This window comes from Nocardia acididurans (assembly GCF_016741815.1).
GTDB lineage: Bacteria > Actinomycetota > Actinomycetes > Mycobacteriales > Mycobacteriaceae > Nocardia > Nocardia acididurans.
In genome coordinates this window covers 17,421-31,144 of record NZ_JAERRJ010000021.1, presented here as the reverse complement: position 1 = coordinate 31,144, position 13,724 = coordinate 17,421, and the positions used below count along the sequence as shown (strand labels likewise).

The 13,724-nt window shown below is 67.2% G+C and carries 17 protein-coding genes; 7 read left to right on the top strand and 10 right to left on the bottom strand.

The window, feature by feature from the left end; all coding sequences use genetic code 11:
- Positions 1–48: 48 nt before the first annotated feature.
- Positions 49–666 (bottom strand): LysE family translocator, encoded by a 618-nt coding sequence (locus tag JK358_RS36525; protein WP_201957849.1) that lies wholly within the window; start codon positions 664–666, stop codon positions 49–51.
- Positions 667–761: 95 nt separating this feature from the next.
- Positions 762–1,745, bottom strand: coding sequence for a helix-turn-helix domain-containing protein (locus tag JK358_RS36520; protein ID WP_201957847.1), 984 nt, complete (start codon positions 1,743–1,745; stop codon positions 762–764).
- An 86-nt stretch (positions 1,746–1,831) separates the two neighbouring features.
- Here JK358_RS36520 and JK358_RS40225 point away from each other — a divergent pair, with 86 nt between their 5' ends.
- Positions 1,832–1,954 (top strand): hypothetical protein, encoded by a 123-nt coding sequence (locus tag JK358_RS40225; protein WP_269811982.1) that lies wholly within the window; start codon positions 1,832–1,834, stop codon positions 1,952–1,954.
- Positions 1,951–2,187: a hypothetical protein gene (locus tag JK358_RS36515; RefSeq protein ID WP_201957845.1), complete on the top strand. Its 237-nt coding sequence runs from the start codon at positions 1,951–1,953 to the stop codon at positions 2,185–2,187. The genes JK358_RS40225 and JK358_RS36515 overlap by 4 nt, the downstream gene beginning before the upstream one ends.
- Before the next feature lie 73 nt (positions 2,188–2,260).
- On the opposite strand, the gene JK358_RS36510 is transcribed toward JK358_RS36515, so the two are convergent.
- Positions 2,261–2,914, bottom strand: a complete 654-nt coding sequence (locus tag JK358_RS36510; RefSeq protein WP_201957844.1) for a DUF3043 domain-containing protein — start codon at positions 2,912–2,914, stop codon at positions 2,261–2,263.
- Positions 2,915–3,124: 210 nt separating this feature from the next.
- Here JK358_RS36510 and erpA point away from each other — a divergent pair, with 210 nt between their 5' ends.
- The 4 genes from erpA (at position 3,125) to JK358_RS36490 (ending at position 6,557) form a co-directional block, all read left to right on the top strand.
- Positions 3,125–3,475 (top strand): iron-sulfur cluster insertion protein ErpA, encoded by a 351-nt coding sequence (gene erpA / locus JK358_RS36505; protein WP_201957842.1) that lies wholly within the window; start codon positions 3,125–3,127, stop codon positions 3,473–3,475.
- 338 nt (positions 3,476–3,813) lie between these two features.
- Complete coding sequence (locus tag JK358_RS36500) at positions 3,814–4,785, top strand: carbohydrate kinase family protein (RefSeq protein WP_201957833.1); 972 nt, start codon at positions 3,814–3,816, stop codon at positions 4,783–4,785.
- Positions 4,786–4,895: 110 nt separating this feature from the next.
- Complete coding sequence (locus JK358_RS36495) at positions 4,896–5,801, top strand: homoserine O-acetyltransferase/O-succinyltransferase family protein (RefSeq protein ID WP_201957831.1); 906 nt, start codon at positions 4,896–4,898, stop codon at positions 5,799–5,801.
- A 42-nt stretch (positions 5,802–5,843) separates the two neighbouring features.
- Complete coding sequence (locus JK358_RS36490; RefSeq protein WP_201957829.1) at positions 5,844–6,557, top strand: MBL fold metallo-hydrolase; 714 nt, start codon at positions 5,844–5,846, stop codon at positions 6,555–6,557.
- A 122-nt stretch (positions 6,558–6,679) separates the two neighbouring features.
- Here the strand turns inward: JK358_RS36490 and JK358_RS36485 are convergent, their stop codons facing one another.
- A complete protein-coding gene (locus JK358_RS36485; protein WP_201957827.1) occupies positions 6,680–7,780 on the bottom strand; it encodes a branched-chain amino acid aminotransferase in 1,101 nt (366 codons plus the stop codon).
- Between the two features lie 108 nt (positions 7,781–7,888).
- On the opposite strand from JK358_RS36485, the gene JK358_RS40220 reads away from it, so the two are divergent.
- Positions 7,889–8,011: a hypothetical protein gene (locus tag JK358_RS40220; RefSeq protein ID WP_269811981.1), complete on the top strand. Its 123-nt coding sequence runs from the start codon at positions 7,889–7,891 to the stop codon at positions 8,009–8,011.
- A 116-nt stretch (positions 8,012–8,127) separates the two neighbouring features.
- Here JK358_RS40220 and gcvT read toward each other — a convergent pair whose 3' ends face one another.
- The 6 genes from gcvT to JK358_RS36455 all read right to left on the bottom strand — a co-directional run bounded on the left by gcvT (position 8,128) and on the right by JK358_RS36455 (position 13,690).
- Positions 8,128–9,231 carry a glycine cleavage system aminomethyltransferase GcvT gene (gene gcvT / locus JK358_RS36480; RefSeq protein ID WP_201957825.1) on the bottom strand — a complete coding sequence of 368 codons (1,104 nt, stop codon included), beginning with the start codon at positions 9,229–9,231 and terminating at the stop codon, positions 8,128–8,130.
- 52 nt (positions 9,232–9,283) lie between these two features.
- A complete protein-coding gene (locus JK358_RS36475) occupies positions 9,284–9,628 on the bottom strand; it encodes a hypothetical protein (protein WP_201957818.1) in 345 nt (114 codons plus the stop codon).
- Between the two features lie 207 nt (positions 9,629–9,835).
- Positions 9,836–10,861 carry an exonuclease domain-containing protein gene (locus JK358_RS36470; RefSeq protein WP_201957816.1) on the bottom strand — a complete coding sequence of 342 codons (1,026 nt, stop codon included), beginning with the start codon at positions 10,859–10,861 and terminating at the stop codon, positions 9,836–9,838.
- On the bottom strand, positions 10,858–11,406 hold the full coding sequence (locus JK358_RS36465) for a hypothetical protein (protein WP_201957814.1): 549 nt from the start codon (positions 11,404–11,406) through the stop codon (positions 10,858–10,860). The genes JK358_RS36470 and JK358_RS36465 overlap by 4 nt, the downstream gene beginning before the upstream one ends.
- A gap of 149 nt (positions 11,407–11,555) precedes the next feature.
- A complete protein-coding gene (locus JK358_RS36460) occupies positions 11,556–12,980 on the bottom strand; it encodes a serine/threonine-protein kinase (protein WP_201957812.1) in 1,425 nt (474 codons plus the stop codon).
- Positions 12,981–13,021: 41 nt separating this feature from the next.
- Positions 13,022–13,690 carry a hypothetical protein gene (locus JK358_RS36455; RefSeq protein WP_201957804.1) on the bottom strand — a complete coding sequence of 223 codons (669 nt, stop codon included), beginning with the start codon at positions 13,688–13,690 and terminating at the stop codon, positions 13,022–13,024.
- Positions 13,691–13,724 lie beyond the last annotated feature (34 nt).

Below are 13,724 nucleotides of genomic sequence, written 5' to 3'. Positions count from 1 at the left end.
CCGCCAGGGATCACACCCCCGCGCCCACCGGTCCGCGCGGACGCGACGCTACTGGTTCTGCACCGCCAGCCGCCCGGCCAGGGCGACGAAGGACGCACCGAAGACGCGCCGCATCCAGGTCACCACGGCGGGCCGGGAGATGACGTGGTTGCGGACGGCCGCCGCGAAGGCGCCGTACACCGCGAAGACCACGAAGGTCGCCAGCATGAACAGGGCGCTCAGCTCCAGCATGCGGACGGTGGCGTTCGCGGAGTTCGCCGGAATGAACTGCGGGAGGAAGGCGAAGAAGAAGATCGTCAGCTTGGGGTTGAGGACATTGACCAGGACGGCGGACAGGATCACGCGGCCCGCCGACGGCGCACCCGCTTCGCTCTCCTCCGGAACGGCCAGAGCGCCCTTGTCCCGCAGCGTGTTCCACGCCATGTACAGCAGGTAGGCGACGCCGAGATATTTCAGGGTCTGGAAGGCGACGGCGCTCGTATTCAGCACCGCCGCAAGGCCGGTGATGGCCGCCACCATATGGGGAACGATGCCCAGGGTGCATCCGAAGGCCGCGATCACGCTGGCTCGCACACCTCGCGACAATCCGGCGGCGAGGGTGAACAGCACCCCGGTGCCCGGCGTCGCCACGATGACGAGCGTCGTCAGCAGAAATTCGATGCTCATCCCCCGCACAGTAACCGAGCGAATCGCTCGGCGACAGGCACTCTTTCAGGACCCTGCGGAACCCACGACCGCCCCCGCACAGCGCCGGTCGGCGGTCAGGACACCGTCGCCTTCTCGTCGACGCGGGCGCCGAATCGCCGCCGATATTCGGTGGGCGCGATGCCGACCAACTTCTGGAAGTGGTGCCGCAGCAGCGTGCCCGACCCGAATCCACAGCGGTGCGACAGCGTCTCCAGATCCATATCGGTGGCTTCCAGCAGCTGCTTGGCCAGCAGGATCCGCTGACCTGTCAGCCATTTCACCGGGGTGGTGCCGGTTTCGGCGGCGAAGCGCCGCGCGAAGGTGCGGGTGGACATGGCCGATCGCGCGGCCAGCGATTCGACGGTGTGCGGCAGTTCGAGGTTCTCGCCCATCCAGTGCAGCGTCTCGCTGAGACTGTCGGAACTGCAGTCCACGACCGGTCTTTCGATGAACTGCCGCTGTCCGCCGTCGCGCTGCGGCGGCACCACCATGCGGCGCGCGATGGCATTGGCGACATCGGAGCCCAGCTCACGTCGCACCAGATGCAGGCAGGCGTCGATACCCGCGGCCGTGCCCGCGCTGGTGATCAGGTTCCCCTCGTCGACGAACAGCACGTCCGGGTCGACGGTGGCCTCCGGATAGCGTTGCGCCAGCTGCTCGACATAGCGCCAGTGCGTGGTGCATTTGCGGCCGTCCAGGAGTCCGGCCTCGCCGGCGAGGAAGGCCCCCGAACACACGGTGAGCACGGTCGCCCCGCGTGCGGAGGCTTCCCGTACGGCGTCGATCACCCTCGGGTCGATGTTCTGCATGGCCGCGAACGGGAAGGCCGGGATGGCGACGAGATCCGCGTCGAGCAGTTCCTCGAGGCCGTACTCGGGGGTGACGGTAATGCCCGGTGAGCTGGTGCTGAGCGGTTTGCCGGGCGCGACGCCGCAGACCCGGAAGTCGAAGCCGGGTAGCCCGTCCATGGTGCGATCCAGGCCGAAAACCTCGCAGACCACGCCGAATTCGAACATGGCGAGCCGGTCGTTGAGTACGACGGCGACCTTCGAGAGCATGTTCCCACCATACCTGGCCGGATATTTACGAACAATGTCAGAACTGCCACTGTTGGCAGTAACTGCTCTATAGAAAACTTACTGCCATGCAAGCGCTCCACGCAATCACCGCCGCAGGAACCGTCATGAGTGCCCTCGGCTACCTCACCTACGTCGGCATGGCGTGGGACGCAACCGAATCCACCGACGAGGGAGAGCAGCAGATATGACCGCCGTAGTCCCCACCCACGAATTCCGCTCCACCAGCACCGATCACACGAGCCAGAAGACCGCAGCCATGTTCAAGCGCCTCTTCACCCTGTTCGCGGCGGCCGGCCGCGCCGTCCCCTTCCACCGCGAATCCCGCTGGGAACTCTCGGGTTCCACCAATTTCGCCGACCGCGACCGCGAACGCGCGGTCAACGACATCCGCGCCATCGCCAGCATGCGAGAGCACGGATGAGCGGCGCGCGACTCCCACGAATCCGATCCGCCGGTCGCCGCCCGCAGGCGGCCGGCGCGAATCGGACCGCGAATTAGATGCTGTCGCCGGGCTTGACGCGGGGCTTGGGGGCGCGCATGCGGCGCACCTGCGAGGCGCGCACGAAGGCGTACCAGCCCAGCGACATCGGCCGGTCCTTGGCCTCGGGGAAGCGTTCCCGCACCCGGTTGTTCACGATCCGGCCGAGCACGAAGCCCTCGATGATCATGAACAGCATCATCACCAGCATGCCCAGCGTGACGATCGCCTGCAGGGCGGGCGAGAGGATCATGCTGACGATCAACACCAGCGCCAGCGGCATGAACAGGCCGAGCAGATTGCGGCGCGCGTCCACGATGTCCCGCACGTACCCCTTGACCGGACCCTTGTCGCGCGGCAGCAGGTACTGCTCGTCACCGGCGAGCATGCGCGCACGGCGATCCTGCATATCGCTGCGCCGCTGCGCGGACGCGGCCTTGCGCTCGGCCTTGGAACCGCGCAGCGCCTTGCGCCGGGCACGCGCCTCCTTGGCGGTGGTCGGCGGCGGCGCGACCGGCCCGCGACGGCGGGCTTCGGCCTCTCGGCGCTTCGGGGTGGGCCGACCCTTACCGGCGGTCGCGGGCCGCTCCGCGACCGTCGCCGCACCACCGGCATCGACGGCGGAGGTGTCGGAGGAGGGGGTGGTCTCGCCACGGCGGAGGAACTTCACGCCGACCAGGCTATTCGATGACGTGTCCGCCGGAAAAACCTGGTCCGTACCTTTAGCGTGGCAATCGTCGCAATATCCATCACAATCCCTGCCCGTGCGGCAGTAATCTCGCCGCGTAGGATTGGGAATAGCCGCCCGCGAAGTGGCGTTGACAGCCCACGAGCCGTGCGCTGAATTCACGGGTTGACCATTGGTCCTTTAGGAGAGTTCATGACTGTGCAGAACGAGACCACCACTCACGGTGTGACTCTGTCCGACGCCGCCGCCTCCAAGGCGAAGGCTCTGCTGGATCAGGAAGGCCGCGACGATCTCGCGCTGCGCATCGCCGTGCAGCCGGGCGGTTGCGCCGGCCTGCGCTACCAGCTCTTCTTCGACGACCGCATCCTGGACGGCGACCTCAAGGTCGAGTTCGGCGGCGTCAAGCTGGTCGTCGACCGCATGAGCGCCCCCTACGTGCAGGGCGCCCAGATCGACTTCGTCGACACCATCGAGAAGCAGGGCTTCACCATCGACAACCCGAACGCCACCGGCTCCTGCGCCTGCGGCGACAGCTTCAACTGACCTGAACCGCACAGCGCGGAACCTCGGCCGAGGTTCCGCGTTGTCGTGTGTCCAGGCCACCCCGAGACACCTGAGCTGAGTCCGGTGCAGCACCGAGCCACGCAAGTCTCGAGGGGTTAGGCACCGCCCCGCGAGCCCCCACGGTTTCGGCACCGAGCCCGCAAGTCTCGAGGGGGTTCGGGGGCGAAGCCCCTGAGAGCCTTCCGAGAGTTGGAATAACCCGTCTCGGACAGTATTTTTAGGGTGTGGGCCGATCGGTCCGCTCCTCCCCACCACCGGCCCCGCGTCCGCCGCCGACACAGGTGTGCGCAGCGCATGTCACCGAAGGATTGACGCTCGTGACCATCGCCGTGTCCGCCTCCATCGCGACCGACCACCTCATGCGATTCCCGGGGAAGTTCTCCGACGTCCTGCTCGCCGATCAGCTCCAGCACGTCTCCCTCAGCTTCCTCGTCGACGATCTGGTGATCCGCCGCGGTGGCGTCGCCGGCAACATCGCCTACGCCATGGGCCTGCTCGGCCAGCGCCCGCTGCTGGTCGGCGCGGTCGGCCCCGACTTCGGCGAATACCGCCAGTGGCTGGAATCCAACGGCGTCGACTGCTCGGCCGTGAAGATCTCCACCGAGGCGCACACCGCCCGCTTCGTGTGCACCACCGACGAGGCCATGGCGCAGATCGCGTCCTTCTACCCGGGCGCCATGAGCGAGGCCCGCGAGATCGATATCGCGGAACTGGCTGCGGCCCGCGAACTTTCGCTGGTGCTGGTGGGCGCGAACGATCCCGACGCCATGGTGCGCCACACCGAGCAGTGCCGCGCGGCCGGAATCCCCTTCGCCGCTGACCCTTCTCAGCAGCTGGCGCGCCTGGACGGCGAGCAGGCGCTCTCGCTCATCGACGGTGCGGCCTACCTGTTCACCAATGAGTACGAGTGGGGCCTGCTGCTGTCGAAGACCGGCCTGAGCGAGGCGGAAGTCGGTGAGCGCGTGGGCATTCGCGTCACCACCCTCGGCTCGAAGGGCGCGAAGATCGTCGACCGCGACGGCACCGAACTGCATGTGGACGTGGTGCCCGACACCGCGAAGGTGGATCCGACCGGTGTCGGCGACGGCTTCCGCGCGGGCTTCCTCACCGGCCACACCGCGGGCCTGTCGCTGGAGCGTTCGGCGCAGCTGGGCTCGCTGATCGCCGTGCACATCCTGGAGACCGTCGGCACCCAGGAGTGGACCCTCGACCGGGATGTCGCGCTCAAGCGCCTGCGTGAGGCGTACGGCGCGGAGGCGGCAGCCGACATCGAGTCGATTCTCGGCTGAAACCTGCCGGACTCTTTCATACCGCACGCTGATCATGCGATCGGCGTGCGGTTTTCTCTGCGCGGTTGATGCGCGCTGTCTGTGTTGGTTGTTTTTCGAAGGACCTGATGATGGTGGTGCGGGTCGGCATTGTCGACTTGATCTCGCGCTCGCCCGAGAGCATGACGCGGCGGGTATTCACGGAAGCGGTGGTGGCTGGGGCTGCGCTGATCGCTGATCGTGCCGATTTCCAATTGGAGACAACGGTTTTCGGGATCGACCCGATGGGGCCGCTGGATGATGTGGACTGGCGTGGGCTGCGCGATATGGACGCGCTCGTCGTCAGCGGGAGTGAACCGACCACCTCGGATATCGCGGACGAACCGCTGGTGGCGCTGATCGCGAGCATCCTGCGCGAATGCGGCGCGGCGACCTCGCTGCTGTTCTCCTGCCAATCCGCGCACGCCGCACTGCATGTGCTCCACGGGCTGCGGCGGGAGCGGCTGGCCGTGCGCTGCCACGGCACGTTCCTGCACCAGGTGAGTGGTGCGGGTGATCTGGTGGCCGGGCTGCCGGACGAGGTGTTCGTGCCGCATTCCCGATGGAATGTCATGACGTCCGCGGATCTGCGCGCGGCCGGGGTGCCGATTCTGCTGGATTCCACGGAGTCCGAATGGCATCTGGCGGCCAGCGCCGACGGGTTGAACCAGGTGTTCCTGCAGGGGCATCCGGAGTATCTCCACGACACCATGGCGCGTGAGTACCGGCGTGAGCTGCGGCGGTGGCTGGCCGATCAGACCCGGCCGTTCCCGGAGATCCCACTGGCGTACTTCCCGTTCGAGACGCATCAGTACCTCATGCATCACGCGGCGCTGGTGCGCAGTCAGGGTGATCCGGCGCTGCTGGACGATTTCCCGCTGCCGTCGAGCTATGCGGAGCTGACCAGCGACTGGTCCGGGCATTCGCGGTTGTTCTTCGCGAATTGGCTGCGCGCCATCCACGATCGGCTGGGCGCGAAGACGCTGCAGGTCGCCTAGTCGGCTACTGCTCGAGCGACCGCTCACCATAAGCTGGTTGCCATGGCCACGGACCGTTTGTATTTTCGTCAGCTGCTCGCCGGAAGGGACTGGGCAGTCGGCGACCCCATCGCCACACAGATGCGGAACTTCGCGTACCTGATCGGTGACCGCGACAGCGGCGAATGCGTGGTGGTGGATCCGGCGTATGCGGCCGGGGACCTGGTGGACCTCGCCGAAGCCGACGGTATGCGCCTGACCGGCGTCCTCGCCACCCACCACCACCCCGACCACGTCGGCGGCACCATGATGGGATTCACCCTGCGCGGGGTGAAGGAACTGCTCGAGCGCACCGACGTGGCAGTGCACGTGAACAAGGAAGAGCTGCCGTGGGTCGCGAACGTCACCGGCATCGCGCCCAGTGAACTCACCGGGCACGAGCACGGCGACAAGGTCGCGGTCGGCGACTTCGAGATCGAACTCCTGCACACGCCGGGCCACACCCCGGGCAGCCAGTGCTTCCTGTTCCAGGACCGGTTGATCGCGGGCGACACCCTGTTCGTCGACGGCTGCGGTCGCACCGACTTCCCCGGCGGCGACTCCGACGCCATGTTCCGCAGCCTGCGGTATCTGGCTGGGCTGCAAGGGGATCCGGTGGTGTACCCCGGCCACTGGTACTCCGATGAGCCGAGCGCCACGCTGTCGCATATCAAGGACAAGAACTACGTCATGCGGCCGCAGACGTTGGAGCAGTGGCATATGTTCATGCCCGGCTGAGGGCCGTTACTCGGGAGACACGCCGCAGCTGTGCAATCCCGGTCCAAGGCTCGGCAGACCCCATCAACCAAACGCGCCCGCCCCGAATCCGTTCGGGGCGGGCGCATTTCATGTTTCCGAGCCTAAGCCAGGGTGCGCAGCCAGCCGTGGCTGTCGGCGAAGGTGCCGCGCTGAATGCCGGTGAGGGTGTCGCGCAGCGCCATGGTGACCTCACCCGGCTCGCCATTGCCGATGGTGAATTCGCCTGTGGCGGAACGCACCGAGCCGACCGGGATCACCACGGCCGCGGTGCCGCAGCCGAAAACCTCGGTGATCTCCCCGGATTCGACGCCGCTACGCCACTCCTCCACCGAAACCTTGCGCTCCTCAACCGGATACCCGGCATCGGCGGCCAGCGTGATAAGCGAATCACGGGTGATACCCGGCAGCAGGGAGCCGGACAGCTCCGGCGTCACCAGGCGGGCGTCCGAGCCGCTGCCGTAGACGAAGAACAGGTTGTTGGTGCCCATCTCCTCGACGTACTTGTGCTCGCAGGCGTCCAGCCACACCACCTGGTCGCAGCCCTTCTCGGCAGCCTGCTGCTGGGCGAGCAGCGAGGCGGCGTAGTTGCCCGCCACCTTCGCCTCACCGGTGCCGCCGGGAGCCGCGCGCACGAATTCGGTCGACAGCCACACCCGCACCGGCTTCAGCCCGCGCGGGAAATACGCGCCCGCCGGGGAGGCCAGCAGCAGGTACTTGTAGGCACCCGCGGGCTTCACGCCCAGGCCGACCTCGGTGGAGAACATGAACGGCCGCAGGTACAGCGACTCCTCGCCACCGGCCTTGGGCACCCATTCGCCGTCGACCTCGAGCAGCTGGCGAATCGACTCGATGAACAGGTCGGCGGGCAGTTCGGCCATGGCCATCCGCTTGGCCGACCGCTGGAACCGCGCCGCATTGGCATCCACCCGGAAGGTGGCGATGCTGCCGTCGGCCTGCCGGTACGCCTTCAGACCCTCGAAGATCGCCTGCCCGTAGTGGAAAACCATGGTCGCCGGATCCATGGCGAGCGGCGCGAACGGCTCGACCTTGGCATTGCCCCACTGCCCGTCGGCGTAATCGATGGACACCATGTGGTCGGTGAAGAACCGCCCGAACCCGGGCTCCGCGAGAATCTCCTGCCGCCGCTGCGCCGGCACGGGCGCGGGATGCGTGACACGGGTGAACTGCGCGGCGACTGTCATGACCGGGAGTCTAATTTGCCCGTCCGAGCGCGTGGGACGCTCCCCCGACTTGGCCGGAGAGCCACACTGGAACCGGACCCGCGTAACCCCTCCGGCGAAGGGCGGCGAATGAATATCGAACCCCTGCGGGCGCGACTCGAAGCCCTCCAGCGCACCCTGCGCCGGTACACCCGGCCGATCCCGATGAAGCAGGGCAACCGGTTCCGCCGCTGGCTGCCGCCGCGACGGTGAGCGGGTATCGACGCTCACGCCGCCCAGCACAATGCTCACCCTTGGGCCGCTCAGCACAGTGCGCGCTGCCGCGGGATCACGCGATCCCGCGGCAGTGGGCGGCGCGTCGCGACAGGCTAGGACGCCGTACGGGCCTCGACGAACGGCGGGCGGATGACCTCGCAGCGCAGGCGGCGGCCACGGACATCGACCTCGACCTCGTCACCGGGCTTGATATCCGCGTCGGTGTTGAGCAGGGCCAGCGCGATGCCGACCTTGAGGCTGGGCGAGAACGTGCCCGAGGTGGTCTCGCCGACGGTGTCGTCACCGCGCAGGACGGCCTGGCCCTGACGCAGAACACCGCGGTCGACCGCCTTGAGACCCAGCAGGATTCGCTTGGGCCCTTCGGCCTTCTCCTGCTCCAGCGCGGCCTTGCCCCAGAACTCGGGCTTCTTCCAGCCGACCGCCCAGCCGGTGCGGGCTTCCAGGGGCGAGATGTCCACGGACAGTTCGTGTCCGTGCAGCGGGTAGCCCATTTCGGTGCGGAGGGTGTCGCGCGCGCCGAGCCCGGCGGGCTGGCCGTCGGCGGCCTTCACCTGGTCGAGGATGGCGCGGAAGACGGCCTCGGCGTCGTCCCAGCGGGGCAGCAGTTCGTAGCCGTGCTCGCCGGTGTACCCGGTGCGGCAGACGCGGACCGGGCGGCCGTCCCATTCGGCGTCGACGTAGGCCATGTACTCCATATCGGTGGGAAGACCCAGTGCCGCAAGCACATCCGCCGACTTGGGGCCCTGCACGGCGAATACCGCGTAACCCCGGTGCTCATCGGTGATGGTGATGCCCTCGGGGGCGGCCTTGACCAGTTCGGCCACCACGCTGGCGGTGTTCGCGGCGTTGGGCACGAGGAAGATCTCGTCATCGGAGACGTAGTAGGCGATGAGGTCGTCGATGACGCCGCCCTCGGGGGTGCAGCACAGTGTGTACTGCGCCTTGCCCGGCCGGATCCGGCCCAGGTCGTTGCTCAGCGCCGAGTTCACGAACGCCGCGGCGCCCGGCCCCTTGACGGTGGCTTTGCCGAGGTGGCTGACGTCGAAGACGCCGACGGTGGTCCGCACGGCGGTGTGCTCGCCGACGGTGCCCGCGTAGGAGACCGGCATCTCCCAGCCTCCGAACGGCGCGAAGGTGGCGCCGAGCTCGACATGAACAGCGTGGATGGGTCCCTGCAGCAGCTTCTCGTCGGTCACCCGCACGAGCTTATCGCCCGCGGCGCGCATTCCACGCCGAGGGCGATGACCGCTATCCGATTCCGGATAATCGCTCGCTGATCGACAGCAGCGTGGACCGCAATCCGGCGACCTCGATGCGCGCCGCCGACTCGGATCGCTCGAAGGCGAGCTGCTCGATCCGGGTCAGATTGTCGGCATTGCCGTCGGCGACGTTCAAGGTGGTGACCACCCGGGTGAGGTTCCAGTCGGCCCGGCGGTACTGCGCGACGGCTTCATTCCGCAGTCCGGCATGACGGCTCTGCAGGGCGGTCTCCGCGGCGATGGCCGACAGCGACGCCTCCTCCAGATGCTTCCCGACCGCCACGAAATACTCGCAGTGATCGAGGAAGGCCCGGTGCGTGTATCCGAATCTCATTGTGCCCCCGCCGAATTACGCGGCCGCGCGACCAGTCTGGTGCCGATATGTCGGCGATCCGCTCTGCCCGCCGACCCGGCCGATCTCCGCACGCTGCGCGAGAACCTTTCCGCTCCAGCGCATTCGGTACGGCTGTGGACTAGCGGCACGGTCGGCATATCCAGACACCCTTCTGAAACTGATTGGTTCCAGAAAGGGAATTTACATTCACATGAGTGGACCGTGTGGCGAAATCACGCCAGTGGAGGCGTGACTCACACCGGCATCGAGCAACGCCACCAACTGCCGCTCGTCGAGCACCTCGATAAGGTGACCCCGCCCGCACAGTTCCGCCACTCGACGCGCCTTGGTGGTATGGAATCCCGCGGGATCATATCCGGTGAAACCGTCGCCGATCACCAGGCAGGTGGTGCGCCTGGTCACGTTCTTCGCCGGTGTCGCACCATGTTTCGCGATCGCGTCCCAGGCTTCCTGCCGGGTCATCGACGCCAGCTCACCGGTGAACACCACCACCCGCCCGTCCAGCGGATGCCCCGGATCCCTGCCGATGACCTCGGGCATGACGAGCTCGTCCCGGGGAGAGATCGCACGTCGCGACCGCCCCGAGTCGTATCGCCGTTGCGGCCGAGCGGATTCACCCGACGGCTCCCGCGCCACCCGAGTACGCCGCACCGGCCGCAACTCCCCGGTCCGCTCGAGCTCGGCCAGTGAGGAAACACCCGCCCGCCCCGCCAACGCCACCACGATGTCGGCCGCCGCCGCGGCATCCGCACCGGCTTCGTGATGGGCGACCAATTCCACCCCGAGCGCCTCCGCCACACTCGGCAGCCGATAGCTCTCCAGATCCAGATGCCGCTGCGCCAGGGCCAGACTGCAACTGAAATCCCAACGCGGCGACTCGATTCCACTGTGCTCACACGCCTGCCGGAGCGCGCCGCTGTCGAATCCAGCGTTGTGCGCCACCACCGGCAATCCGGCCACCACCTCCAGCACGCCCGGCCACCGCTGCGCGAATCGCGGATGTTCGGCCACCATCTCCGGCCGAATCCCGTGCACCCGGACATTGTGCCGCGCAAAGAAATCAACCGCCTCCGGCGGCCGGCACAACCACGACCACGTACTCACCCGCAACCCGTCCCGCACCACCGAAACCCCGATGGCACAGATACTTCCGCGCGAGGAATTGGCCGTCTCCACATCGACGGCGGCGAAAGTGAGTCCGGGTATGGTCACCGCACAACCAGCGGCAGCGGCCGCGCGGCCCGCCCACCGTGCTCGGCCAGGAACCCGCGCGCCACCCGCAGCGATTCGAAATCGGCCCAGGCATCGGCCAGCTCAGCGATCCCGTGCGCCAAAACCAATGTCGGCCGCACGATCTCGGCCGCCGCCGGAAACTCCCGCCGCAACTCCCCCGGATGCACCACGTCCGGCCACTGCGGCCGAATCAGCTTGCCGCCCACCGCCTCCCGATGCGAACTGAACAGTCGGTCCGCATCCGCGATCTCGGCCTCCACCGCCGCCACCGTGCCATCCACATCCACAACCCCCTCCGCCACAACCCCTCCCGGCACCTCACCCGCCCCACTCCGCACGACAATCCGCTGCCCCGCCACCAGCGTGGCCACAGCCGCGTCCTCCCCCCTCTCCAACACCCAAGCGCCCGATAGCCGCGAAAGCCCGATCGGCTGACCGACATTCACATGCCAGACCACGAGGCGACCCTCCACCTCGTCCAGCACAACCACCAAAGACAGAACAGCCTGCTCCGGGATGCTCATGACACTCCGTGTACTTGCGGACGGGTTTGCATCGGTCACCGTAGACCACCCCACCGACAAGTAGACCCGGAACCCAGGTGTCGATCACTGTTTTTCGACTGTGCGGCAGTATTTTTCGGGCCTGTTCTCGCGGTCCGCGCCGGAACTGCTCAGTGAGCCTTGATGGTATTGATCTGCATGGCCAGTTCGATGACCCGTTTGTCGTTTTCGCCGTATCGCACCGCCATCTGACTGTGCAGCCGCTTGAGCCGAGTCAGGGCCGCACGATTGTCGCCGGTGTGCACGTGGCAGGTGGCGAGCTGGCGTTGGCAGTACATGACCTGATCGTCGTAGGGTCCGCGCTCGGCGGTGAGATCGTCGATGAGGGCCCGGTACAGGTCGCCGGCGCCGGAATAGTCGGCGCTCTCGAAGCGCAGGTCCGCAAGTCTCATCCGGGCTTCGACGACATCGGCGTCACGCGAACCCTGCAGTGGCACAGCGATATCCACGACCGTCTTCAGTTCATGAATGGCTGGCTGGTAGCGCGAGTCGTCAGCGAGGTCACGGGCATTGCGCATGGCGCGCTGGAGGTCGCCGCGGCTGAAATCGATTGTGCGAGCACCGTTCGACTCCGCGGGGCGGTGCAGTTTGTGGGTGGGCGCCGCGATCGTCGGGGCAGTGCGGCTGGAGATGGCCGCGCCGACGGCCTGGGCGTACATCTGTGCCGGACTACGGGTGTCGTTGATCTCGGGTAGCTCGGTGAGACCGGTCGCGTGGCGCATCAGGACGGTGTGCACCGTAGCGGCGTCCTCAGGGCGCTGCGCGGGACTCTTGGCGAGCATGCCCATGATGAGACAGGCAATCTCGACGGCCATATCCGGGCGCTCGCGCTGGATGTCGGGCGGCGTCTGGTGAACCTGGTTCTGCCACACCGCGAATGCGGAACTGCCGGTCATCACGCGGTCGCCGGTGAGCAGCTCGTGCAGCACCAGGCCGAGGGAGTACAGGTCGGTCTGCGGCACCACCGTGCGGCCCTCCACCTGCTCCGGGGCCATGAAGGCGGGCGTGCCGAGGGTATGGCCGGTATTGGTGTAGCGGGTCATATCGGCATCAGGGGCAACGGCAAGGCCGAAATCCAGCACCTTCACCGTGCCGTCGGCACACAACATGAGATTGGAGGGCTTCAGATCTCGGTGATAGATCCGATTGCGATGGGTGGCGGCGAGTACGGCCGCCGCCTGCGCACCCAGGGTGGCGACGACTCCGATGGGCAGCGGACCGTGCCGTTCGAGCAGCGTGTCGAGAGTGATACCATCGACGAACTCCATGACGAGGTAGGGCCGATCCGGCTGTCCACGAACGATTCCCGCGTCATGAATGACGGGCATGCCGGGATGGCTGATGCTCGCCATCAGCTCGGCCTCCCGGATGAAGCGTTTCGTCCAATCCGGATCGTCGTCCAGGCTCGGGTTGGTGAACTTCACCGCGATCCGGCGTTTCAGATGCTGGTCGAAACCCTCGTGCACCTGGCCCATCCCGCCCGAGCCGATCTTGCCGAGCACCTCGTAGCGGCCATCGACGACCTGCGGTTGCACCGGCCCTACCTCCGTGAGTCCAGAAAAGCTGACATGCCAACCTACTCGGGGGCAGCGGCCGGCCGAAGCCGCCCCTGCGCCAACCCGCCGAACCCGAGCCGCACCAGTTCGGCGACGCTCGTTCGCCGGCGTTCCCAGGCAGATTCGAGCTCATTGAGTTGCTCGAACGCGAGTCCGTAGCGGCGCTGTTCGGCGAGGGTGCGGCGGGGCACCGCGACCCGGTACAGGTCGATGGGTTGGCCGTCGGCGGCCTCGACAGCGGCGCGCAGCACGCCCGCGAGGAAGTGCGGATCGAGAGCCTTCGAATTGACGCGCACCACTTGGATATTTGGTCCGAGCAGCACCCCGTCATCGACACAGACCCGGGCGGCCGGCGCGGAACCACCGACGACCGCGACATCCCCCTTGCGCACCAGCACCGTGCCAGGGGCGCCGGCCGAACCCCAGCGCGACGGCGCGCGGCCGAGGCGGACATCCTTCGCTATCAGCAAGGGGGTATCGCCTTCGGTGGAGACGACGGCGTGCGGCGACTCGTGAATACTCACGGCTTCGGCCTCAAGCAGATCCTCGAGCGAGACCGTGTCCGGTGCAGTGGAGTCCGGCTGCAACTCGGGGACCGTCCAGTCCTGTACGCGTAGTTGCGCGTACAGCGTCGGGTATTCACCCAGCGGGGCACGAAACCCCTTCTGGTCAGCAATATCCCGCATCACGATCCGTGGACTCCCCCCAAGATCAACACCCGCA